Genomic DNA, 23,116 nt, shown 5'->3' with positions numbered 1-23,116 from the left:
CAAATATTTTGGCGTAGGGCATGCTGACCGAAATAGGTTAGTGCTAAGCATTGTAAAACCCCAATCTGGAACGGTTAGGAGCTTCGCCTGTTGACTATACCACCAATCCCCAGGCAAATTGCCGCGCCCACTAGGATGACCAAGGGGGGTTCAGGAACACCGCTAATAATAGAATCTGGGGCAAGTTCCGAGGTGGAGCTTTCCAAATTAGGGGATTGAAGGGGTTGCTGATCTTCAATGGCCCGGTCAAAGCGATCGCCCTGTTGTTCTGCGGCAGCTAACTCTTGGCGTTGTTGATCATTGACTAGGACAATCATGGAGGAGTAGGGAGTCACCATGGAATAGGTTTGGGCGAGTTCATGAATAGCATCTAACTGTTCCTGAGTTTGCGCCTGTTGGTGTTGACCCAAATATTGAACCCATTGTCGCGCCGCTAAGGGCATAAATCCTTTGCTTAATTCGCCCTGGGGGGACGGGGATAGTACGGCACCATTGAGGTTGATCCGTTGCCAAAGATAGCCATCGACCCAATTAATATTTACGGCATTGGTGGTGGAGGGGGTAGCTTGTACCTGCCAACGTTGAACCGCTTCTCCTAGGGTTGTGGTTGCGCCGCCGCCACTATTTTGCAGCATCTCCTGACTCGGATCATCAAAGGCAATGGGGAGTCCACCTAGGGAAACAAACCAGAGGGGAGCCTCAACGGTTAAGTCCGGCTCAAGGTTTTGGGATAGTTCGTAGGTCGTACCATCACTGACGAGAAAAATAGCATCATAGGCCTGGTTTTGGTGTAGTTCCACAAACTGTTGAATCATTTCCATGGGTTGGAGACTGCCATAGAACAGAAGGTCGGGTGGGTCTGCCAGGGAAATATCATCCTGGCGGACTGGCTCTAGGGCCGATGCCCGCGCCAGATACAGATCAAAACGATTGCTGGGGCCCAAGTGCTCTGCTAACCATTGCCATTCCTGACGGAGGGCTGATTGTTGCTCCTGCATACTCCGGGAGGTATCTAAAATCAAGGCAAAGGTTTTATTCTCTGGCAGGGTGGGGGGGCCATCTGGGAGTGGGGTGGCGGCGATCGCCACGGTATCCGTTAATTGAATTTGATGGGTTTGGGGATGGGCCGAATTGGGTGCAGAACTGGGCAGAGCATTGGGAATAGTCTTGGCAAACCATTGATCCTTAGGGGTATTCAGATTCCGCTGGGTTTGCCGATTCCAGTAGATATTCCGCCGCTCCTTGAGTTGGGGCAGGGGCCATCCCGCCGCCGTCCCCAGGGTACGATAGGTGAGCCAGAGGTGCATTTCCCTAGGGCGATCGCCCGTGTTCACCTCGGTTCGCCCCAGTGATGGGGTTAGTTCCCTTGGGGGAATGGGAAAGGCCCGCAACCGATAATTGCCTGGCCCCACCTGCTCTAAAAGGGCCGGATCCACCTGCCGTACCACTTGGTTGGCATAGACCCGTTGGGCCGCTCCCCTGGGGGAAATTTGATAGACATAGCGATCGCTCAGGTTGGGGGTATCCCCTAGCCACAGACCAGTAATCACCGCACTTTCTGGCAAGGTGAAGTAGTAGAGAATTTCAAGGGGTTCCGCCGTTTGGTTTTGATAGACCTCGTGGATCGTAATTTCTGCCCAATCTCCCTGGGGGTTCAGCGTCACGTCTTGATTGGCCAGGAGAACCTTTTCTTGGTTAATATCCGCGAGGCTGGCTTTAGCAGATCGGCGTTCAAAGGTTGATTCGAGGGCAGCGGTAATGGCCTGTTCTTCGGCCCGGAGAATCGGGTGATCGAAAAAGCTGGCATAGAGGGCCGCCGCTTCCTGGGTATAGCTGGATAGACCGGTGCGATCGCCGGAGCCAAAAGGGGGCCCTTGGGCAAAAAAGGGAGACAGGAGTTGATTGTGGAGTTTTTGCAGGGTTAAACTGTCTTCTTCGCTGAAGTTGAGGTTATCTCGATAGATATAGTAAATTGTGCCATTACTTTGGGCTACTCCCAGATAGCGATAGGGCATTAAATAGGCATTGAGTAACCCCCGCCGAATCAAATTCGACTGGTCTAAAAGGGCAACCTGCTCCTCTTGGGTTTGGGGCGGTTGCTCTAACAACTGAAAGGCTTGAACCTGGGGCTGTTGTTGTAGTCCCCAAAATAAACTCAGCCAAACCGCTACCAGAATCGCTGTCCCCCCTAGATACCTGTACCATGGCTGCGCCTGGGAACGCCAACCTTGACTCCAGTGGTATAGATAAAGTCCCCCCGTGCCCACAGGCATGGACAGTAGCCCTAAAACCAAAAGAATAAAGGGACTAACCGGCAGCAAAAAAGGCAGGGTGATGACGATCTCCTGAAAATGAAGGGCGATCGCCCCAAGAATCGGCAGCATATAAAAACTGGCAAGGGCCAGTAAATAAACCCCTGGAATCACTAAAAAAGCCTGACTGATCTTCTGGAAACGTCTTTGCCAGGGCGAGGGGGCGCGATCCTCCAACCAGCAAAGGTAGCCATAGGCACTAATGCCCAGCAGTAAGGACACCAGCATAAATCCCGTGGCCGGAACCAATTGCCGCAGCATTAAAAAGCGCACCAGCCCCAGGATAATCAGGGGAAGTTCAATGCCATAAAAAAGATGAAACAGGCGAAGGGATGTTTTCTGTCGCTGTCGAAATCGAACCACCGTGGCGATCGCCGGTGCCCCGACAAATCCGACAAAGGGAACCATAAAATCCCAGGGCAGTTGGCCCCTGGCAAAATCCACTACCAGTTCCGGGCCGAGCAATACCCAGCAAATGAGGGCCACCAGCAGCAATGTGGCATTAAAAATCCAGAAAAATACACTAAAGGCGGTCGCCAGTAAACGTTGCCAAAACCACCTACCCATGGGAGGACTCCTGCCAAGCGGACTGAAGGGTTTCTTGGATCGTTTGGGCTAAATCCTGGATCTGGGGATCCGTGGCTGGATACCCGGGATCAAATAGGATCGACACCATCAGCCAAGAGTTGGCCGGCGATCGCCCAAGACTGGCCCAAAAACGATCCAGGTAGTGGGGTGTAATCCGCTGGGGTGATTGAAACCAATAGGCTGCCGTTTGCGCTCCCCCATTTAAGGTCAACCAATGTACCGGCAAATTGGGCCCCAGAGTCGTTTCCGTCAGGGAGGTTAACTGAAACCCATTCCCCTGAAAACATTGCTCTGGCGCGTGGTGCGATCGCCAGGAGGAACTACCCACCACTAAAAATGTGCCTGAGATGTCTCCCTGTGCAAAGGCTTCCTTGGTAACAATCGTTCCCGGTATCTGGGCAAAAAAGGTTTCTTCTAGGGGAGAAAGGGCCAGGACTTGCCGCTCCAGGGAGGCTGGCCAAGGGAGATGGTGCAAATCAGCTAAACCTGTTGTGCCGAGGGAAGCCGGAGGAAGTCCCATCAAAACCAGAAAAACAAGGGTGGCCATTCCCAAGGGCCATGGAGAGATACCTAGGGGCGATCGCCCGTCCTTTTCTGTCCTAGGGGCAGGATACCTATCTGTTTTTGGTACTGTTTTCAGTTCTATTTTTGGCAAACAACGCAGTAGAACCCAGGTAACCAACAGACAGGTGATAAAGCCGATCACCCCCAAGGGCACATGGAGAATTGCCGCCAAACGTTCTTGGTGGATTGCTCCCAAAAATACCAAAATAGCCACCCGTCCCACATTGGCAACTATTAGGAGTAATCCCTGGGTTAGGCAGACCAAGAGCCAACCTATACCCATGGAACACCGCTCTACACAAGTGATCAGCAGGAAAAAAATAAAGCCCACTCCCAACCCCTTGAGACCACTACAGGGCAAGTCCACCTGAGCAAAGGTATTTTCCAGTACCACAATATCCTGGGAGGTGATCACTGTCCCACCCAGTTGGCTAAAGAGATGGGCGACCGTATTTGCTGTCCACAGCCGCAGGGGAAACCCCAATCCCACATTCATATCTAGGCTAAAGGGAAGGATCACCGCCGCCAAAATACCGAAACTCAATCCCCGCTGCCAACGCTCCTTAGAGATCACTAAGCCTAGGAACCCGTAGGCACTCATTAACCAAAATACGGCAGCTAATTGGGGCAAGGCTAAAAGGTATGGCTCTACCACCGTGGCGATCGCCATGCCCACCATGAATAGGAACGGAAGAGGCCGAGGTGCTAGTGCGACCAGTCTAAATCGCCAACCCAGAAATCGTACACCATAGATTACCCCGCCAAGGACTGAACCTAGGATCAGGATTCCCAACGGACTTGGCCAACCTGCCGCCACCCTACCCAGGAGCCACATCCAGGCCCCTTGGGTGACGTGCAGCCAACTCAGGGTTAAAATCAACACTAAAGCTAGATGGAATATCCAACCCACCCTAGACAGACCTAGGGGCTGAGATCGGGACGAGAGAGGTGACACCAATGGGTTTTAGCTCCTACATATCCGTCTTAAGTACTTGTCTTAAATATCCGATAGTACCCCATCGGGCATGACGGCTTGGCTCAGATCAACACCGGTCAAATCAACCCCAGACATACTCGCTCCGGTCAAAATTGCCTCAATGAGATTGGCTCCCCGCAGCGTAGCATCACTCAGGTTAGCCCCCATCAGATTGGCTCCAATCAAAATTGCATCACTGAGATCGGCCCCCCGCAGGAGCGATCGCGCCAGACTAACACCCCGCAGATCTGCCCCCACTAAATTGGCTTTATCTAGGCAGGCATGGCGTAGATTCGCTTCTTTGAACGAGGCTTGGCGTAGATTGGCTTCCTCTAAACGGGCTCCCCGCAGATTGGCCCCAATCAGAATAGCCCGCTCTAGATTAGTTTGCTGTAGGTCAGTATTGCTGAGATTAGACCCCCGCAGGTTGGCTTGGGGCAGTTGGGCTTCCCGGAGAACGGCATCGGCTAGGTCTGCGCCCCGCAGGTAGGCCTCCGTCAGGTTCGCTCGGGTTAAGTTGGCCCGCTCTAACTCCGCTAGGGTTAGATCCGCTAGGGTTAGATCTGCCTCCCGGAGAATGGCTTCGCTCAATTGGGCTCCGGTGAGATTGGCTTCACTGAGATCCGCATTGGCTAAATTGGCCCGACTGAGATCTGCCCCGGTCAGGTTTGTTTTCCGAAGAATGACGCGACGGAGATCCCCACTGGTTAAAATCACCCCCCGCAGATCCGCTCCCCGTAGATCCGCATGACTGAGACTCACCTCACTGAGGATAGCTCCGCAGAGATCTGCCCCCTGCAAATTGGCTCCCTGAAGTCCCGCATCTGCCAGGTTTGAACGACTTAAATTGATCCGCTCTAGGCAGGCTCGACTCAGATTAACGTGGCGTAAATTGACTCCCTGAAAATCTCGTTCTCCCGCCCCATAGGCCTTTAACAATTCTTCCGCATTCACAAAGTGTCTCCAGAATTATTCATCAGGATGGAGGAGAATTCGCACATCATAACGACTACTATTCGCATCCCGAATGGTACTACTCATCCCTAGGGCCTGAATGGGAGCGAGGGACTGGCGCAGATTACCTCCCAACTCCGGCAATAGGGGACTATTGGTTAGTCTGCCCAAATCGCTGAAATTGATAAATAGCTGGCTACTACTATTTGCGGTAATGACAGAACGAAACAGGGGGGATTGACCGAGGGAGGGCCGGGGCGGTGGTACCAACTGATTCATCAGGGCGGGGCCCAAACTTAAAAAGAGGGTGCGATTGTCCAACCAGCCATGGTAGGCCACGGGCAAACCCGGCGGAATTTTCCAGGTGGTTACGGTCAGGTCATCCTGGGTACTCTGGTCGATCATCCATTGCAGTCGATCGCCCATGGCCTGATCTAGTTGACTCAGGGCCCCATTGGCGCGGGCATCTTCGCTGGTTTCCGCTAAGAACACTAGACCAAAGGCTGGGTATTGACGTTGGGTTGGTACGATCGCCGCTGCAAATTCCCCATCCAGCCAAGTCATAAAATCCGTTTGCCAATCAAGTCCCGTCATATCCTTGAGGCCGCTGCCAATGGATTTTTGCAGCCCGTCCGGTGCGTTTTGCCAAAACTGTTGGGTATTCCCCGTACTGTAAAAGAAGGCGGTATCCTGGGGCAGGCGATCGCTGAGGTTTTGTACCCGTGTTTCTGGAACCAAGGCGCGATCGCTATTGGCGGGCAACCAGGTAACGGCCTGGAGGTTCACCTGATTGGGTTGTAAACTCACCGAGGCGACAAAGCCCTGGAGGTCATTGCCCAGACCGGCGGCATTAGCCCCATCTGCGCTATCCCCATCTCCACTACGGGTATATCCCAAAAGGGCGGGTACGTTAATGTAGATTTCCGCTAAACGTTGCCCCGATGTCGTTGTGTCTGCCACCGCCGCTGCATATCGGGGTAAATCCGCCACGGAATCCCCCTGTTTACTGGTCATAATCACTTGGCGCAGGGTGGCGGGGATATTACTCCAAACTAAGTAGGGACTATCATCGTGGCGGACTAGGGCGATCGCCCCATTGCGATTACCGCCTCCTATCCTATCGCCAATAAAGTCCGGGGCTTCATAGATCACCGCATCACCAACTTCCTCAATGGGGTTTTGGCTATAGCGTTGTAGCAAAGTTTGGGCCCCAGGAACATCAATCACGGGGACAACCCACACCTGGGGCTGCTCTGGGGAACCTAGCACCGTCTCTGGGGAAATGGGAAGGACGGCCACGGTGGCCTGATCCCCAATCCAGGGGCGAATATCCCTGAGATAATCAATATTGGCAATGTTCACCCCCTCTTGATCCACCGGTCCAAAGGATTGATTTAACCAGGGGAGGGCCTTGAGAATATCCCGATCGGCTAGGGGTTGCCAATGCTCAGGAACCGTGGACACAGACAGGGTATACAGGGCTGATTGGGGCACCAGGGACATACCCGCTGGGAGAGATTTTCGGAGCATCCGTTGCCAGGCCCAGTAGCCCACACCAGCGGCGATCGCTACGGTGGCTAGACCGACACCCAGCCAGATCAGGGGTTTGCGGTTGGGACGGGGGGGGAGGATGGGATTGGTTTGAACCTCAGGCTGCATGACAAGACTCTCCTAGGAGATGGTACAAGGTCGTCCGTTGCTGGGGCGATCGCCCTAGGCTGTGAATGGCCGTCCGTAACTGATTAACCGTCATTGCGGTTCCGCCCATTGCCCCAGCCATGGTTGTAATATGTTCCTCCATCAATGTGCCACCAAGATCATTGCATCCCCAATTCAGGGCCGTTGTTGCCCCTGCTAGGCCTAATTTGACCCAACTGGGCTGATGATTCGGAATCCAGCATCCTAACATTAAACGGGCGATCGCCGTCAAAATCAAGGTGGGCAGTAAACGGGGTTGGGAATGGCCCACTAAACGCTGCATCGGCCGGGGAGCTTGCTCTCCCACGTAGGGTAAGAGAATAAATTCACTGATACGACCGGGATAGCCTCGCTCTAGGGCCGTCTCTTGGAGTCGTCGCAGCTGGGCTAAATGGGCAACTTGATCCGCTGCAGTTTCAATATGACCAGAGAGCATCGTACTGGTGGTCCAAAGGCCGAGGCGATGGGCGGTAGTAATAATTTCTAGCCAGGTTGCCGTATTGATTTTTTCAGGACAGATCATCCGGCGCACGGGATCCACTAAGACCTCGGCGGCGGTTCCGGGCAGGGAATCTACCCCTGCGGCTTGGAGGCTGGCAATTACCTGCTCGTAGCCTAGATCATCCTGACGGGCAATGAACTGAATTTCCTGGGGGGAAAAGGCATGGAGATGAAGTTGGGGAAAGGCCTGTTTAATGGTTTTGACCAACTGTACATAGTACGCCAGCGATCTCCCCCCTTGCTTTGCCTCTGGATTGAGCCCCCCCTGCATACAAATTTCTGTGGCTCCTTGCTCGACTCCGGCGGCGGTTTTTTCTAAAATTTCATCTGGGGTGAGCCAGTAGGCTCCAGGAGTATTAGCATCGCGACGAAAGGCACAAAAGCCACAGTGCTGCTCACAGATATTAGTAAAGTTAATATTTCGATTAATCACATAGGTGACGCGATCGCCCACCTGACGGTGACGGAGGTGATCGGCACTCCTCTGCACATCCTGGAGAAGGGGCGGTAGCTGATCTAATGGGTCTAACCTATCTACCAAGGCAGAGGCACATTGGTAGGCCTGTTCTAGGAGTGGCTGGGCGTGGGCCGGGTTTAACCACCCTTGGTCTAGGGCGTTGCTCAGTTCAGCCGTGATCAATGTCTGGGAAGCGATCGCCATAATGCCCTAACTCAGGGATTGAACAAAATTTTTCAAGATCTGTAGCCCCGTGGGCCCAGATTTTTCCGGGTGAAACTGACTTGCGATCACATTCCCCTGGGCGATCGCCGCCGTTACCCGCTGCTGGCCGTGGGTGACATAGGCCGCCGTTAGCTGCGGGTCTTCCGGGGCCACATAATAGGAATGGACAAAATAGACCCAGGGTTGGGGGGGTAAATTTTGCCAGCAGGGATGATTGCATTGGCTAAACTCCAACTGATTCCAGCCCATGTGGGGAATGGTTAAATGGGGTTCGGCTTGAAAATGCTTCACCATCCCTGAAAATACCCCTAAACCGGGTTCCGTTCCCTCTTCGCTTCCCTGAAACAAGATTTGTAAACCTAAGCAAATCCCTAAAAACGGTTTACCACTGGCAATAATTTCTTGAATAACCGTTCCTAATCCCCGCCGCCGCAACTGCTCCATTGCTGGATCAAAGGAACCCACCCCCGGCAAGACCACCCCATCCGCAGCCCAAAGCTCCTCCGGGCGATCGCTAATGGTCGGTTGGCCGCCAACGACATCTAGTCCCTTACAGACCGAATGTAAATTACCCATATCGTAATCGACGATTGCAATGGTGGCCATGGGGCAGGATCACCTCTATTTAATCTTGCGTTGCTAATTCTGAGTCTGTTTGAATTTGAACGAATGGGATTTACACTCCCCTTGCAATTCTACGCTACAGCCGTTTTGCACCGCCAATATTGCCAATATTTATACTAATATTTGTCTAATCTTTGTATGGATGTTAGACTTGAGGTGTTCATAGCAAATTTTCGCTTAAAGGAGTCTACCATGGGCTTAGATGACAAAATCAAAGCGACTGCTAAAAACATTGAAGGCAAGATCCAAGAAGCCGTCGGTGAAATCACCGGAGATCCCGAAGCCAAACTGGAAGGAAAAGCCAAGCAAACCGAAGCACAGATTGGTCATACCATCGAGAATGTCAAAGACAAGATTAAAGAGTCCCTAGACTAGATCGACTTTAGTCAAAAAGTCTGGTCAACAATCACTGGTACTCCGATGCCTTTCTAAGGTAGTATCGTCATTTTGTTGGGTTTGGGTTAATTCCTATGCGACTTTTGCACACGATGCTCCGAGTGGGCAATCTAGAGAAATCCCTAGATTTTTACTGCAATGTTCTAGGAATGTCCCTCCTGCGTCGTCAGGATTATCCAGGGGGTGAGTTTACCCTGGCCTTTATTGGCTATGGGGATGAATCCCAAGAGACGGTTCTGGAATTAACCCATAACTGGGGAACTACCTCCTACGACCTAGGGAATGCCTACGGCCACATTGCCATTGGCGTGGACGACATTTATGCAACCTGTGATGCAATTTCCAGTAAAGGCGGTAAAATTATTCGCCCCCCAGGGCCGATGAAGCACGGCACCACAGTGATTGCCTTTGTTGAAGATCCCGATGGCTATAAAGTGGAGTTGATCGAGGTTAAATCTTAGTCAAATATTACCTATTCAAAGACTACTATTAATAGGTAATAGCATATCGTACTGTAAATGCAGGATAAACCCTCTAAAGGTACTTATGACACTAGCAATCGTGGCTGAACTTGCTCCCCTATTACCAAACGAAGATGGTGTAATTCTCGTCGGGAAAACTCGCGTCTCATTGGATACTGTAGTTACCGTTTTCAATCAGGGTGCGACAGCAGAGGAGATTATTTACCGTTATCCATCACTCAAGTTAGCTGACGTTTATGCCACAATCGCTTTCTATCTCAAGCACCCATCGGAAGTAGAAGCCTACTTGCAACAGCGACGGCAGTACGCACAAGAGATTCGGGAAATGAATCAAGCAAGATTTGACCCGCAAAGCATACGAGATCGACTGTTTGCCCGTAGAGCAGATCAAGAAGCATGTTAAAGTTGCTTGTGGATGAGAACTTCGATAACACGATCTGTCGAGGCTTGTTTCGGCGCAATCCGATGCTTGACATGGTTCGTGTTCAAGATGTCGGGTTGTCGGGCATGGATGATTCGGCCATCTTAGACTGGGCAGCACAAGAAGGGCGTGTTCTGTTGACTCATGATGTTGCGACGATTACTCGTTACGCCTACGATCGCGTAAGGCAAGGACAGCCCATGCCAGGAGTGATCGAAATCGCCACGGATTCTCCAGTCGGCCAGGTAATTGAAGATTTGCTTGTGCTTGTAGAGTGCAGTCAGGAGGGAGAGTTGGAAGGGCAAATTCAGTATCTCCCGTGGTGAAACGATCTAATCCCAAGACTCAAGTTGCAGTTTTTGGATTTGATTAATTGTCTCACGCAACACCATCCCCCGAAGTGCTGGAGCAAGAAGCCAAGCAACTACCATCTAATGGAATTCCAACGGCACTCACCCCTTAGCCATAATTGGCGATAAAATGGACTTAATCTTCAAATGTGGGTGTCGAATGACTAATCGCTTAGAAGTTGAGTCAGCTATTAAGCAACTGCCAGAGAGTGAAATTCGCGCTCTGGTAAACTGGCTCCAGAAATATCTTGATGAAATGTGGGATAGACAGATTGAAGCAGATTTTGTAGCAGGGAAACTAGATCACTTGATCGCTAAAGCAGAGGCAGATATAGCGACTAATAATGTGCAGTATCTAGATGAAGTCCTTCGCAACAGCTGATTTTTGAAAAGCCTATGCTGAACTTTCACCTGAAATGCAAGAGCAAGCACGGAAAGCTTATCGACTTTGGCAGGAAAACGCACTTCATCCATCCTTGCACTCTAAGAAAATTGGCAATAACCTTTGGTCTGCTCGCATCAGTGGCGGGTATCGAGCATTGGCCTTAAAGAAGGGAGACAATTATTACTGGATATGGATCGGTGATCATGATGAATATGAAAGTTTTTTGAACTAGTTCACGATGGCAGGATTAGCTAAAAATTAACTGTCCTTTATATTATGATGGCAAGAAAAAATGCCGCCTGTGTCAACTTCTCGTATTCCAGTCCTTGCCCCAGCAAACCAATTAGCTACCTTAGGGGCCCTTGATTTAAGCCAAACTCCCCATGGGGGACATTTTCAAGAGGCCCTCAAGGCGCACCAGTGGACTGAACTACGCCCGGTCACCCTAGATATTCTACAAATCAATGTGGGCAAGCTTTGTAATATGGCCTGTAGTCATTGCCATGTGGATGCGGGCCCCACGCGCACCCAAGAAAATATGGATCGAGAAACCATTGAGGCCTGTCTGACGGCATTGGATCAAACAACGGCCCATACCGTGGATATTACCGGCGGTGCCCCTGAGTTAAATCGCCATTTTCGTTATTTAGTGACCCAAGCAAGGTATCGGGGCAAGAAGGTGATCGATCGCTGTAACTTGACCGTCCTATTGCTCCCAGGCATGGAGGATTTACCCCAATGGTTAGCAGAAAACCAGGTGGAAATTATCTGTTCCTTGCCGGACTACCAGGGGCAAACGACCGATCGCCAGCGGGGGAGTGGCACATTCCAAAAATCCATTGCGGCTCTGAAGCGGCTCAATGCCGTAGGCTATGGCCAAGGGGATCCCCAGCGGCAACTGGTCTTAGTTTCTAATCCAGTGGATGATCAATTAGCCCGCTATAATCCTTGCATTGAAAAAGCATGGCGACAAGAATTACAAGCGAACTATGGTATTCAATTTGATCGCCTGATTACATTGAATAATATGCCCATTTCCCGGTATCTGATGGGTTTGCATCACCAGGGAAAACTCCAGAACTATATGGAATTATTAGTCAATGCTTTCAACCCTGAAACCATTGGTGGCCTGATGTGTCGCCATACCCTATCGGTTTCCTGGGATGGGCGGCTGTTTGATTGTGACTTTAATCAAATGCTGGATTTGGCGATTCTTGATGGGTCTGGTATTCCCCTACATATTAAAAACATTGATCTGAAAATTTTAGAGCGGCGGCAAATTATTAGCGATCGCCATTGTTTTGGTTGTACGGCTGGGGCGGGGAGTTCCTGTGGTGGGGCCATTGCCCCAGGCTAGTAGTCAGTTGCAGTATAGTCCAGGGGAGCATGGAGGGAATTAGGACGAACCCATGGCAACGATTTCAATTATTATCCCGGTTCTCAATGAAGGAAAAACCCTAGGACGTACCCTGCGAAATTTAAGTATTCTCACGCCCCCACCCTTGGAAATCATTGTGGTGGATGGGGGCAGCACCGATGAAACCCTGACCATTGCCCAAACCTATCCCGTTCAAATGATTCATGCTGGCCAAGCAGGGCGATCCTACCAAATGAATGCGGGGGCCCGCCAAGCCCAAGGGGATATTCTCTGTTTTCTCCATGGTGATACCCTTATTCCCGATGATGCGATCGCTGTGATGGAAAAGACCTTAGGGAACCCGGCGATCGCTGGGGCTGGTTTTATTTCCCTGATGACTGGGGGAGATCGCACCCGCTGGAGTATTTCCCTGCACAACTACCTCAAAACCTACTATGCCCCCTGTTTATTCCGTCCCCGTCGATTTTGGTGGCAGGGCCTGCGGCTCCTCTTTGGCGATCAAGTGATCTTCTGTCGGCGGCAGCAGTTTCAGGCCTGTGGTGGGTTTGATGCCAGTTTACCGATTATGGAAGAGGCGGATCTCTGCCTCAAGTTGAGTGACTATGGAGCCATTCGCCAAGTTAATCGAGTGGTTCAGTCCTGCGATCGCCGGGTTGCCCACTGGGGCAGTATCAAAGCAACGGGCATTTATTTGTACATTGGTGTGCTGTGGGGAATGGGGGTCTCTCCAACCTACTTGAAGCGTTTTTACGACGATGTGCGATAAATTCGCTAGGATCAAACCGAGCGATCGCCGCAAGCTCCTATTGTTCATTTTGTTCTTTTCTGAGTCACCATGAGCTATCTGAAAACCGCCGCCGACTTCTATGCCACCGTTGCCCAGGAACCGGAGGTGGGCCTATGCTGTGTCCAAGACGAATCCCTCCAGCTACCGGATTTAATTATTCCCCCGGTCATGAATGCCATGAACTACGGCTGTGGCACAACGGTACAGGCATCGGAACTGGAGGATGCACCCACGGTCTTGTATGTGGGGGTAGGAGGTGGTCTAGAAGCCCTCCAATTTGCCTACTTCTGCCGGCGATCGGGGGCCGTGATTGCGGTGGATCCGGTGGCAGAGATGCGCCAAGCCGCCCTTCGCAATTTAGAGGAAGCCGCAACCATGAATTCCTGGTTTCAGCCTGAATTTGTCCAGGTACGGGAAGGGGATGCCTTTGCCCTGCCCATGGATGATGAATCCGTCGATGTGGTGGCCCAGAACTGTCTGTTTAATATTTTTCAGCCAGATGATCTACACCGCGCCCTCAAGGAAGCCTATCGGGTATTGAAACCCCAGGGCCGGCTGCTCATGAGTGACCCCATTGCCACGTCTCCCATTCCAGACCATCTACGCCAGGATGAACGCCTGCGGGCCATGTGCCTCTCTGGGGCATTAACCTACGAAGAGTATTTAGAACAGATCCAGGCAGTGGGGTTTGGTCGCATTGAAATTCGCAGCCGACGACCCTACCGCACCCTCGATCGCCAGACCTATCACCTGGATGCGGATCTGCTATTGGAGAGCTTGGATTCCATTGCCCTTAAAGTACCTTGCCCGGCAACGGGGGTCTTGATTATTCCCCTGGAATCAACCCAGGAATCTCCTGCCGCCGGAAAAGGGTGCTGCTAGGGTTGACTAGGTTCACCAATGAAAGAAAATGACGTGTCATCTCCTTCGCCCGTTGTTGCCCCCCTAGATGCCTTTAATCAGGCCCTTTTGGAGCAGGTTCATCCCCCGAATTGGCTGAATCCCACCCCTAGGAATCCCTATGACTTGGTGGTGATTGGTGCGGGAACGGCGGGGTTAGTGACGGCCCTGGGGACAGCAGGATTAAAACTGGGCTTAAAAATTGCCCTAATTGAAAAACAGTTATTGGGGGGAGATTGTCTCAATTGGGGCTGTGTTCCCTCCAAGTGCCTGATTGAGGCTGCTCGCCGCGTCGCGTTGGTTAGGAACGCCCAAGAGTTTGGTATTGAGGTAGACCTTAAATCAATTGATTTTGCCGCCATTATGGCCCGGATGCGGCGGGTGCGATCGCAGATCAGTCACCATGATTCCGTCCATCGCTGTCAAGAATTGGGTATCGATGTCTTTTTTGGAGTCGCCCAATTTACGAATTCAACTACCCTTGAGGTGGACGGCACGGCCCTAAAATTTCGACGGGCAGTGATTGCCACGGGAGCAAAACCAACTGTCCCAGCTATCCCAGGCTTAGGGGAAGTGGGCTACCTCACCAATGAAACGATTTTTTCCCTTACCACGTTGCCTCCCCGCTTAGGGATTATCGGTGGTGGCCCCATTGGCTGTGAGTTAGGCCAGGCATTTCAGCAATTTGGCTCCCAGGTCACGATTTTCCAGCGGGGGGCCCATTTATTGAGTCGGGAAGACCCCGATGTGGCCGCCATTCTCCAACATCGTCTCCAGAATGAGGGGGTAAACCTTGCGTTAGGCGCACAGCTAGAATCGGTGGCACTCACTCCAACGGGGAAGTCCATTCATTATCGTCAGGGGGATCAGGTTCATTCCCTGGAGGTGGATCAAATTTTAGTGGCGGTGGGGCGATCGCCCAATGTGGGGAGCTTAAATCTCGCTGCGGCCGGGATTGAGCTAACGGAGCAAGGACACCTAGAGGTGAATGATTATTTGCAAACTCGCCAGGCCCATATTTATGCCGCTGGAGATGTCTGTCTAGATCACAAATTTACCCATAGTGCCGATGCCGCCGCCCGCATTGTTATTAAAAATGCCCTGTTCTCTCCCTTTGGCCTAGGGCGCAGTCAGTTGAGCCGTCTGATTATTCCCCAAGTGACCTATACCCAGCCAGAACTTGCCAGGGTTGGCCTCACCCTGGAGAAAGCCCAAACCCAGGGACTACGGCCGGCGGTAATTGAAATTCCCTTTTCAGAGGTCGATCGGGCGATCGCTGCCGGGGAGGCGGAGGGCATGATTCGGGTGATTTATGATCCTAGGGGCGATCGCATTCTTGGGGCAGTCATTGTCGGATACCAAGCAGGAGAAATGATTAGTCAAGTCACCCAGACCATGGTTCATCAAAAGGGTCTAAAATCCCTTACCCAGGTCATTTACCCCTACCCTACCCGAACCGAGGTGATCAAGAAAGTAGCAGATACCTACTACCAAAACAGCTTGCTGAATTCCGTCAGTCAATACCTGTTAAACGTCGCCCTTAAGTTAACAACTCTAAATCTTTTAATTAAAACTTAATAACGAGTCGCAAATCCTGATAAGTTCAAAGCATCCTCTCTGAGGCCCGTGTGCCTATGTCAGACCTTCCTTTTTCCCTGGATCAACTCCGTATCCTTAAGGCGATCGCCCTTGAAGGTAGCTTTAAGCGGGCCGCAGATAGTCTCTATGTCTCCCAGCCGGCCGTCAGTCTTCAGGTCCAAAACCTAGAGCGTCAATTAGATGTCCCTCTCTTTGACCGTGGGGGACGACGGGCCCAGCTAACGGAAGCGGGGCAACTCCTATTAACCTACGGTGATCAGATCCTCTCCCTGTGTCAGGAGGCCTGTCGAGCCATTGAGGATCTCCAAAAACTGCAAGGGGGAACACTGATCATTGGTGCCAGTCAAACGACGGGAACCTACCTCATGCCGCGAATGATTGGTTTATTTCGCAGTAAATATCCGGAAGTAGCTGTCCAACTCCATGTCCATTCCACCCGCCGCACCTGCTGGAGTTTAGTCAATGGCCAAATTGACCTGGCAATTATTGGTGGGGAAGTCCCCTCGGAACTGGTGGATCAAATTACGATTACCCCCTACGCCGAAGATGAACTGGCCTTGGTTTTGCCCACCTCCCATGCCTTTGCGGAACGTGAAACCCTCTCAAAAGATGATTTATACAAGCTAAACTTTATTACCCTAGATGCCCAATCCACAATCCGGAAGGTGATTGATCAGGTTCTCCAACGGGCCAATATTGATCCCCGTCGCCTCAAAGTTGAAATGGAACTCAACTCCATTGAAGCCATTAAAAATGCGGTACAGGCAGGTCTCGGTTCAGCCTTTGTCTCTATTTCTGCCATTGAAAAGGAACTGCAATTGGGGAGTATGCGCCGGGTCAAAATTGACAATGTGGTCGTCAAGCGCACCCTTTCCCTGATCACTAACCCCAATCGGTACCGATCCCGTGCTGCCGATGTTTTCTCCCGGGAAGTGCTCACCCAGTTTGCCACCTATACCCTCGGTAAAGAGTTCCAACCCCTCAAGACGATCCTCACCGATGCGGAGAAACCTCTCAAGGAGTTGTTGTCCATAACACCTACGGAACCTACCCCCACGGGCCAGGGCAGCAGTAATAAGGGATAGCCCAAATATCCTAGGCAGCTTGGGCAAGTTTAATCACGGCCACAAAGGCATCGTTGTCTAGAATAGCTAGCTGGGCTAACATTTTCCGGTTCAGTTGAATATCAGCTTTCTTCAGCTTGCCGATCAGTTGGCTATAGCTCAATCCCTGCTGGCGGGCGGCTGCATTAATCCGGGCAATCCAGAGGCGACGAAAATCCCGCTTGCGACGACGGCGATCGCGGTAGGCATTGCAGAGAGCCTTCATGACCACTTGGTTCGCGGCTCGGAATAGTTTGGAGTGCCCTGCTCGGTATCCCTTAGCAAGTTTGAGAATTTTTTTACGCCGTTTGCGGGCAACATTACCCCGTTTTACCCTGGCCATTGGTACGTGTCCTTAAAATTGTGAACGGTGAGTTGGAAAAATAAATTTTAGTGCGGATATGGGCAAATCCATTCCTAGAGGTAGGGCAACATCAGGGAGACGTTTTCCTCATCCCGATCATCCACCACCTCTTTGTGGGACAGACGATTTTTGCGATCGCTACCCTTGTGTTCCAGTAAATGATTTTTATTGGCTTTACGACGAATAAACTTACCGCTCCCGGTTGTCCGAAAACGCTTGGCAGCGGCCCGACGAGTCTTTAGCTTCGGCATAATGTTGCCCTATTTCGACACAGCTTTCTAGTGTACTATTCGGAAGGGACTCTTGGCAAGATCAAACCCATCCTTCTATACAGCTAACTCCTATGCAGCTAACGTTTGTACCCATCGAGGAATTTTACTTTGCCCTCACCCTCTCTTTGCGAACCCTAGAGGAATTTCGAGATCCGGCCTTGGTGGAACGGGTGCGATCGCAATTGGCAGCCCGCTGTGGTGAACCCTCTACCGTCTCCGCCGGCCCCCAAAATAACTTTAATTATGTTTTTAAGGTAGAGAATTACGACAACCATCCCTCCGATCAACTGGTTATTTCCATTGCCGACTGGAATAACAAATTACGCCTGAGTAGTGACTACGGCTGGACATTAGATGAGAGCCGCAAAACGATTAAAACTGAAAAATTTGATCAGCGATCGCACTTTGCCCAAGAGCTACGTCAACACCTAGAAACTTGGCTTGGTATTGATCTAGAAGAAACTTAGCCTTGGCTATAGACAACCAGTTGTTGTAATTTATCCCAGGCCGCCCCGCTCTGTAAAATATCTTGAGCTAGTTGTAGACCCTGGGGCCAATCTGCCACCCGTTCTCCCACATAAAATCCTAGGGCCGCATTCAAGGCGACGGTGGACTGCTGGGCATAGGTACCCCGCCCTTGGAGAACCGCCGTTAAAATGTCTCGATTTTCCTGGCAATTCCCCCCCGTTAGGGCCCCAAGGGGTGCGGGTGTCAGACCTAGTTCCCTTGGATTTAATACTTTACGGACGATCGCCCCCGTGTCGGGTTGAATCATGGCCAAATCCGTGGCATCTCCCAAGGTGGCTTCATCCACCCCTTCCCGGCTATGGAGAACAATCCCCCGCCGTAAACCCAGCCGTTGTAATGCCCCGGCTAAAGCCTCAAGATAGCGATCGCTATAGACCCCAATCACTTGACCCGTGGGCCGCAAAGGATTCACGAGGGGCCCCAACAAATTAAACACCGTGCGAATGCCCAGGGTTTTCCGCAGGGCCGCCACCGCTTTCATGGCCGGATGCCAACCTGGGGCAAACAAAAAGGTAATGCCGACATCAGTGAGGGCGGAACATTGGCGATCGCGATCGGCGGTTAAATTGACCCCTAAGGCTTCTAGGACATCCGCCGAACCCACCTGGCTAGAGGCAGAGCGATTCCCATGCTTGGCAACCTTGACCCCTGCTGCGGCAACGACAAAGGCTACAGCGGTCGAGATATTAAACGTTCCTGCCCCGTCCCCACCCGTACCGCAGGTATCAATGACAGAAACCCCTAAATCCACCCCCTGGCCAGGGGACTGCTCTAACAACACCGTTGCCATCCCCGTTAGTTCATCTACGGTCAATCCCTTAGACTGGAGTGCCGCTAAAATAGCTCCCGACAGGGCCTCCGGCAATTCAGAACTGAGCCATCCTTCCATGAGATGGGCTGACTGGGCCTGGCTTAAGGACTGGCGATCGAGTAATTGTTGGAGCAGAGTAGACCAAGCCATGACTTTAGTTCATTAATATCAATCATCAATCGTCAATTTTTAATTATTCATTGTCAATTATTCATTGTCAATTAACTTGCTGTTGCCCCTGGCGAGCTTGGACGTAATGCATGGGCAAACAGAGTACCGAGGAAAAGGTGAGCAAGTAGGATAATAATCCTGTTACTTGGCACATTCGCCCCAGATCCGTTCCCTCTAAAGGAACGAGGCCTTGTAATCCCTTCACGCCACAATAGAGCAACCAGTAGACAAAGATCATGCGTAAAAGGGTTTCACCGTAGGCCTGTTGGAGGGTTAACTCCGGGACGTTCTGCCCTTGGGCCCCCGCCTGTTTCTCTTGGTGAACCAGCCAGAGAATGCCGATCAAGGACGCGATCGCCGACAAAAACAGTAACCAGCTGTGCCATTCCCAATTTTGTAGCATCATCTTCCCTCAATAAAACCTCAACTAGGGATCGACACCCATCGATCGGGATCGCCTCCCAAGGATTCCGTTCCCCAGTCTAAAAGAGGAATTTCCCCCAGTTCCAAAATCCTTACAATTTGCAATTTTTTGCTGAAAAGACTTTACATTTAGTAATGTTTTGCCCCATGGAGGAGCGATCGCTCCCAGAATAGAACGTAACCCCTTCCGGAGAATTTCCATGGCCGTCAAACGTGAATTTTCCAGTTTTGAAGACTTGATTTCCCAGGCTAAAACCCCCGTTTTAGTAGACTTTTACGCCGAATGGTGTGGGCCCTGTCGGATGATGGGTAAGATTCTAGATCAGGTAAAATCCATTCTTAAATCCCGTCTAGAAGTTGTCAAAATTGATTCGGAACGCTACCCGGCGATCGCCAGCCAGTACCATGTCCAGGCCTTACCCACATTGTTGTTATTTCATCACGGAACAGTGGTGGAACACTGGGAAGGCGTTCAGCCCCCGGAAGTGATTATTGAACGGGTACGTCATCTCGTTTAGGATGGCAAAATCCGTCCTAAAAAAGTGACCTGACTATGCTCACCGATCGCGATCGCGTCCAAGTTCTCAGTGAAGCCCTGCCCTACCTTCAAGCCTTTGCCGGCCGTACCGTCGTTGTCAAATACGGTGGAGCCGCCATGAAAGATAGTGCCCTCAAAGATACGGTGATTCGGGATATTGTCTTTCTCTCCTACGTGGGGATGCGTCCCGTGGTGATCCATGGGGGTGGCCCGGAAATCAACTCCTGGTTAACCAAACTCAATATCGAACCCCAATTCAAAAATGGCCTGCGGGTAACGGACGCGCCCACTATGGATGTGGTGGAAATGGTGCTAGTGGGGCGGGTGAATAAAGAACTGGTTGCCCTGATTAATCGGGCCGGTGGCCAAGCCGTTGGTCTCTGCGGCAAAGATGGCAACCTGATTCGGGCCCGGGCCCAAGCCGAAGGGGATATTGGTTTTGTCGGTGAAGTTCAAGGGGTAGATATTAGCGTGATCGCCACCCTCGTCAAAAGTGGCTATATTCCCGTGATCTCCAGTGTGGCCGCCGATGAAACCGGTCAAGCCTACAACATCAATGCCGATACGGTGGCGGGAGAAATTGCCGCTGCCCTGAATGCCGAAAAGCTGATTCTACTCACCGACACCCCAGGTATTTTGAAGGATTTTCAGGATCCCGAATCCCTGATCTACAAACTGGATATTAACCAAGCCCGGCAATTAATCGAATCTGGAGTTGTCTCCGGTGGCATGATTCCCAAGGTGAATTGTTGCGTACGATCCCTGGCCCAGGGAGTACGGGCAGCCCATATTATTGATGGCCGCTTACCCCATGCCCTCCTCCTAGAAATTTTCACCGACTCCGGCATTGGCTCGATGCTCGTGGGATCCAGTTATGACATTAACCCCTCAACCCCGTAGTTAAATTTGCCTGTAGTTCAATTTGATTCCCTAGATAATTTTTGCCACCCCCCTAGAAATAATGTAAAATTCTGAACATTCAACCATTTGGGTTAGGTTGTAATCCAAATCAATTACCTACAATAGAAAAATCTCCCCTGGGATTGATGCCACTATGAATGCTTTTGCTCCCAAAATTCCCACTGATATTACTCTGCCGGATTGGTTGCAAAGCTGCTTGTTGGAACCCAATGAAGATGAAGGCGATAATCTTGTCTGTCACGCCTTTAATTTTGCCTACAACCTCCACGAGGGTCAGCTTCGTGCCTCTGGGGAACCCTATATTGCCCATCCCGTCGCCGTTGCCAGTTTACTTCGGGATTTGGGGGGTGGCCCGGCCCTGATTGCCGCAGGCTTCCTTCACGATGTCATTGAAGACACGGCCATGACTGGCGAAGACCTAGAGGCAGAATTTGGCCCCGAGGTACGCCAACTGGTGGAGGGGGTAACCAAACTTTCCAAGTACGACTTTTCCAGCAAAACCGAGCGTCAGGCCGAGAGTTTCCGGCGGATGTTTTTGGCCATGACCCGTGATATTCGGGTGATTGTGGTGAAGCTCGCCGATCGCCTCCACAATATGCGGACGCTGGAATACCTTTCCGATGAACGCCGCCGTCGCATTGCCCAAGAAACCCGGGATGTCTTTGCCCCCCTGGCCAACCGTTTGGGGATTTGGCGGGTGAAATGGGAATTGGAAGACTTAACCTTTAAGTACCTAGAACCCGATGCCTATCGGCAAATGCAGGAATACGTGGCCGAAAAACGGGTGGATCGGGAAGCCCAGGTCAACGAAGCGATCGCCCTGCTTCAGAAACACATGGATGACAAAAAATTTGCCAATGTTGAAATTACCGGGCGGCCCAAACATCTCTACAGCATCTATCAAAAAATGGTGCGGCAACAAAAGGAATTTCACGAAATCTACGATGTTGCTGGCATTCGTGTTCTCGTCGAAACCAAGGGGGATTGCTATCAAGCCTTGGCCGTTGCCCATAACTGTTTCCGGGCCATGCCGGGGCGAATGAAGGACTACATTAGTGTCCCTAAGCCCAACCAATATCAATCCCTGCATACCGTCGTCAATGGTTTGTCAGGTCAGCCCCTAGAGGTGCAGATCCGCACCCATGAAATGCACGCCATTGCCGAATTTGGGATTGCCGCCCACTGGAAATACAAGGAAGCGGGGCATTCCAAGCCCCAACAATGGACTCCCCAGGATGAACGATTTACCTGGCTACGGCAACTCCTCGATTGGCAAAATGATCTTAAAGATGCCCAGGAATATCTCGATAGTGTGCGGGATGATTTATTTGAAAGTGAAGTCTATGTCTTTACTCCCAAAGGAGAAGTCTTCTTTTTCCCGCGGGGAGCAACTCCCCTTGACTTTGCCTACCGCATCCATTCCGAGGTAGGGGAGCAGTGCGTTGGCGCAAAGGTGAATGGGCGTATTGTCACCATTGATTCCCTTTTGGCCAATGGCGATATTGTGGAAATTATTACGAACAAAAACTCCCACCCCAGCTTAGATTGGTTAAACTTTGTCGTTACCACCAGTGCCCGTAATCGTATTCGTCAATGGTTTAAGCGAGAGCGACGGGATGAAAACGTACAACGGGGTCGGGAACTCCTGGAAAAGCATCTGGGGAAATCCGGGTTTAATACCCTGCTCAAGTCATCCCAAATGCAGGCGGTGGCAGAGCGATGTAATTACCAAACCCCCGAAGACTTGCTGGCGGGGTTGGGCTACGGTGAAATCGCCCTCAATCTGGTTGTCAATCGGATCCGCAACTATACCCTGGCCGAAACCCAGGACATCCCAAAAAATACGGCGGAAACGAGTAGTTTAGCCGATGAAATCAATCTGCTCCAACGCCATGCACCGCCCCCCCAAACCCATAGTAACGATCCGATTTTAGGTATTGAAGGATTGTTATATCACCTGGCGGGGTGTTGCTCCCCAGTCCCCGGAGAACCAATTATTGGCATTGTCACCCTGGGTAGCCGTGGCATTTCAATTCATCGCCAAGGTTGTAGTAATATCGAAAATATTCCCGGCGATCGCCTGATTCCCGTTAGCTGGAATGAAAATCGAGGGCAGCATCGTCCCCAAACCTATCCCGTAGATGTGCAAATTGAGGTCATTGATCGGGTAGGTGTACTCAAGGATATTTTAACCCGTTTAACAGATAATCAAATAAATGTTCGTAATGCCCATGTCCATACCGATCCTGGCCGTACAGCCATGATTGATCTCTGTATTGATATTGTCGATTCCGGGCAACTGGAGCAGACTTTTACCCAGATAAAAAAAATTACTGATGTCCTTAATTTACGTCGCCGTCACCAAGCGGAAGTCTCTACCCCCTAAGC

At 51.2% G+C, this 23,116-nt stretch carries 25 protein-coding genes; 15 read left to right on the top strand and 10 right to left on the bottom strand.

Annotated elements, in window-relative coordinates; genetic code table 11:
* Positions 1-74 precede the first annotated feature (74 nt).
* From L3556_RS12170 to hisH, 6 genes are read right to left on the bottom strand one after another with little or no spacing between them, the layout of a single operon-like run.
* Positions 75-2,879, bottom strand: coding sequence for a TIGR02921 family PEP-CTERM protein (locus L3556_RS12170; RefSeq protein WP_277867542.1), 2,805 nt, complete (start codon positions 2,877-2,879; stop codon positions 75-77).
* Positions 2,872-4,419, bottom strand: a complete 1,548-nt coding sequence (gene xrtO / locus L3556_RS12165; protein ID WP_277867541.1) for an exosortase O — start codon at positions 4,417-4,419, stop codon at positions 2,872-2,874. The genes L3556_RS12170 and xrtO overlap by 8 nt, the downstream gene beginning before the upstream one ends.
* Before the next feature lie 42 nt (positions 4,420-4,461).
* The gene (locus tag L3556_RS12160) at positions 4,462-5,394 is read right to left on the bottom strand and encodes a pentapeptide repeat-containing protein (RefSeq protein ID WP_277867540.1); all 933 of its coding nucleotides are present in this window, start codon (positions 5,392-5,394) and stop codon (positions 4,462-4,464) included.
* 15 nt (positions 5,395-5,409) lie between these two features.
* Positions 5,410-7,053 (bottom strand): DUF3352 domain-containing protein, encoded by a 1,644-nt coding sequence (locus tag L3556_RS12155; RefSeq protein WP_277867539.1) that lies wholly within the window; start codon positions 7,051-7,053, stop codon positions 5,410-5,412.
* Positions 7,043-8,248: a 7,8-didemethyl-8-hydroxy-5-deazariboflavin synthase subunit CofH gene (cofH, locus tag L3556_RS12150; protein WP_422110781.1), complete on the bottom strand. Its 1,206-nt coding sequence runs from the start codon at positions 8,246-8,248 to the stop codon at positions 7,043-7,045. The genes L3556_RS12155 and cofH overlap by 11 nt, the downstream gene beginning before the upstream one ends.
* 12 nt (positions 8,249-8,260) lie before the next feature.
* On the bottom strand, positions 8,261-8,881 hold the full coding sequence (gene hisH / locus L3556_RS12145) for an imidazole glycerol phosphate synthase subunit HisH (protein ID WP_277867537.1): 621 nt from the start codon (positions 8,879-8,881) through the stop codon (positions 8,261-8,263).
* Positions 8,882-9,091: 210 nt separating this feature from the next.
* Between hisH and L3556_RS12140 the strand changes: the two genes are divergently transcribed.
* The 11 genes from L3556_RS12140 (at position 9,092) to L3556_RS12095 (ending at position 16,682) form a co-directional block, all read left to right on the top strand.
* Positions 9,092-9,274, top strand: a complete 183-nt coding sequence (locus L3556_RS12140; RefSeq protein WP_277867536.1) for a CsbD family protein — start codon at positions 9,092-9,094, stop codon at positions 9,272-9,274.
* A 95-nt stretch (positions 9,275-9,369) separates the two neighbouring features.
* Complete coding sequence (gloA, locus tag L3556_RS12135; protein WP_277867535.1) at positions 9,370-9,756, top strand: lactoylglutathione lyase; 387 nt, start codon at positions 9,370-9,372, stop codon at positions 9,754-9,756.
* Positions 9,757-9,841: 85 nt separating this feature from the next.
* Complete coding sequence (locus L3556_RS12130; RefSeq protein ID WP_277867534.1) at positions 9,842-10,180, top strand: DUF433 domain-containing protein; 339 nt, start codon at positions 9,842-9,844, stop codon at positions 10,178-10,180.
* Positions 10,174-10,524 (top strand): DUF5615 family PIN-like protein, encoded by a 351-nt coding sequence (locus L3556_RS12125; RefSeq protein ID WP_277867533.1) that lies wholly within the window; start codon positions 10,174-10,176, stop codon positions 10,522-10,524. Before L3556_RS12130 ends, L3556_RS12125 begins: the two co-directional genes overlap by 7 nt.
* A 184-nt stretch (positions 10,525-10,708) precedes the next feature.
* Positions 10,709-10,930 (top strand): hypothetical protein, encoded by a 222-nt coding sequence (locus L3556_RS12120; RefSeq protein WP_277867532.1) that lies wholly within the window; start codon positions 10,709-10,711, stop codon positions 10,928-10,930.
* Between the two features lie 34 nt (positions 10,931-10,964).
* Positions 10,965-11,165 (top strand): ParE family toxin-like protein, encoded by a 201-nt coding sequence (locus L3556_RS16340; protein WP_422110769.1) that lies wholly within the window; start codon positions 10,965-10,967, stop codon positions 11,163-11,165.
* 69 nt (positions 11,166-11,234) lie between these two features.
* A complete protein-coding gene (gene arsS / locus L3556_RS12115) occupies positions 11,235-12,290 on the top strand; it encodes an arsenosugar biosynthesis radical SAM (seleno)protein ArsS (RefSeq protein ID WP_277867531.1) in 1,056 nt (351 codons plus the stop codon).
* A 52-nt stretch (positions 12,291-12,342) separates the two neighbouring features.
* Positions 12,343-13,077, top strand: coding sequence for a TIGR04283 family arsenosugar biosynthesis glycosyltransferase (locus L3556_RS12110; protein ID WP_277867530.1), 735 nt, complete (start codon positions 12,343-12,345; stop codon positions 13,075-13,077).
* A gap of 69 nt (positions 13,078-13,146) precedes the next feature.
* Entirely contained in the window at positions 13,147-13,980 is an 834-nt protein-coding gene (arsM, locus tag L3556_RS12105; RefSeq protein ID WP_277867529.1) for an arsenosugar biosynthesis arsenite methyltransferase ArsM, read from the top strand.
* A gap of 33 nt (positions 13,981-14,013) precedes the next feature.
* Complete coding sequence (locus L3556_RS12100) at positions 14,014-15,576, top strand: mercuric reductase (protein WP_338405725.1); 1,563 nt, start codon at positions 14,014-14,016, stop codon at positions 15,574-15,576.
* 56 nt (positions 15,577-15,632) lie between these two features.
* Complete coding sequence (locus L3556_RS12095; RefSeq protein ID WP_277867527.1) at positions 15,633-16,682, top strand: LysR family transcriptional regulator; 1,050 nt, start codon at positions 15,633-15,635, stop codon at positions 16,680-16,682.
* Between the two features lie 10 nt (positions 16,683-16,692).
* On the opposite strand, the gene rplT is transcribed toward L3556_RS12095, so the two are convergent.
* Together rplT and rpmI are read right to left on the bottom strand one after the other, a co-directional pair.
* The gene (gene rplT, locus L3556_RS12090) at positions 16,693-17,043 is read right to left on the bottom strand and encodes a 50S ribosomal protein L20 (RefSeq protein WP_277867526.1); all 351 of its coding nucleotides are present in this window, start codon (positions 17,041-17,043) and stop codon (positions 16,693-16,695) included.
* Positions 17,044-17,117: 74 nt separating this feature from the next.
* On the bottom strand, positions 17,118-17,315 hold the full coding sequence (gene rpmI / locus L3556_RS12085) for a 50S ribosomal protein L35 (protein ID WP_277867525.1): 198 nt from the start codon (positions 17,313-17,315) through the stop codon (positions 17,118-17,120).
* Between the two features lie 92 nt (positions 17,316-17,407).
* On the opposite strand from rpmI, the gene L3556_RS12080 reads away from it, so the two are divergent.
* Positions 17,408-17,803, top strand: coding sequence for a hypothetical protein (locus tag L3556_RS12080; RefSeq protein ID WP_277867524.1), 396 nt, complete (start codon positions 17,408-17,410; stop codon positions 17,801-17,803).
* On the opposite strand, the gene trpD is transcribed toward L3556_RS12080, so the two are convergent.
* Together trpD and L3556_RS12070 are read right to left on the bottom strand one after the other, a co-directional pair.
* A complete protein-coding gene (trpD, locus tag L3556_RS12075) occupies positions 17,800-18,825 on the bottom strand; it encodes an anthranilate phosphoribosyltransferase (RefSeq protein WP_277867523.1) in 1,026 nt (341 codons plus the stop codon). The genes L3556_RS12080 and trpD overlap by 4 nt on opposite strands.
* A gap of 67 nt (positions 18,826-18,892) precedes the next feature.
* Positions 18,893-19,252 (bottom strand): hypothetical protein, encoded by a 360-nt coding sequence (locus L3556_RS12070; protein ID WP_277867522.1) that lies wholly within the window; start codon positions 19,250-19,252, stop codon positions 18,893-18,895.
* Between the two features lie 217 nt (positions 19,253-19,469).
* Between L3556_RS12070 and trxA the strand changes: the two genes are divergently transcribed.
* The 3 genes from trxA (at position 19,470) to L3556_RS12055 (ending at position 23,114) form a co-directional block, all read left to right on the top strand.
* The gene (gene trxA / locus L3556_RS12065) at positions 19,470-19,787 is read left to right on the top strand and encodes a thioredoxin (RefSeq protein WP_277867521.1); all 318 of its coding nucleotides are present in this window, start codon (positions 19,470-19,472) and stop codon (positions 19,785-19,787) included.
* Between the two features lie 35 nt (positions 19,788-19,822).
* Positions 19,823-20,707, top strand: a complete 885-nt coding sequence (gene argB, locus L3556_RS12060) for an acetylglutamate kinase (RefSeq protein WP_277867520.1) — start codon at positions 19,823-19,825, stop codon at positions 20,705-20,707.
* Between the two features lie 154 nt (positions 20,708-20,861).
* Positions 20,862-23,114, top strand: coding sequence for a RelA/SpoT family protein (locus L3556_RS12055; protein WP_277867519.1), 2,253 nt, complete (start codon positions 20,862-20,864; stop codon positions 23,112-23,114).
* Positions 23,115-23,116 lie beyond the last annotated feature (2 nt).

Origin of the sequence: Candidatus Synechococcus calcipolaris G9, from assembly GCF_029582805.1 — a bacterium.
Classification (GTDB): Bacteria; Cyanobacteriota; Cyanobacteriia; order Thermosynechococcales; family Thermosynechococcaceae; genus Synechococcus_F; species Synechococcus_F calcipolaris.
The sequence above is the reverse complement of the archived record's forward strand: the minus strand, read 5'-3'. Positions and strand labels throughout refer to the sequence as shown.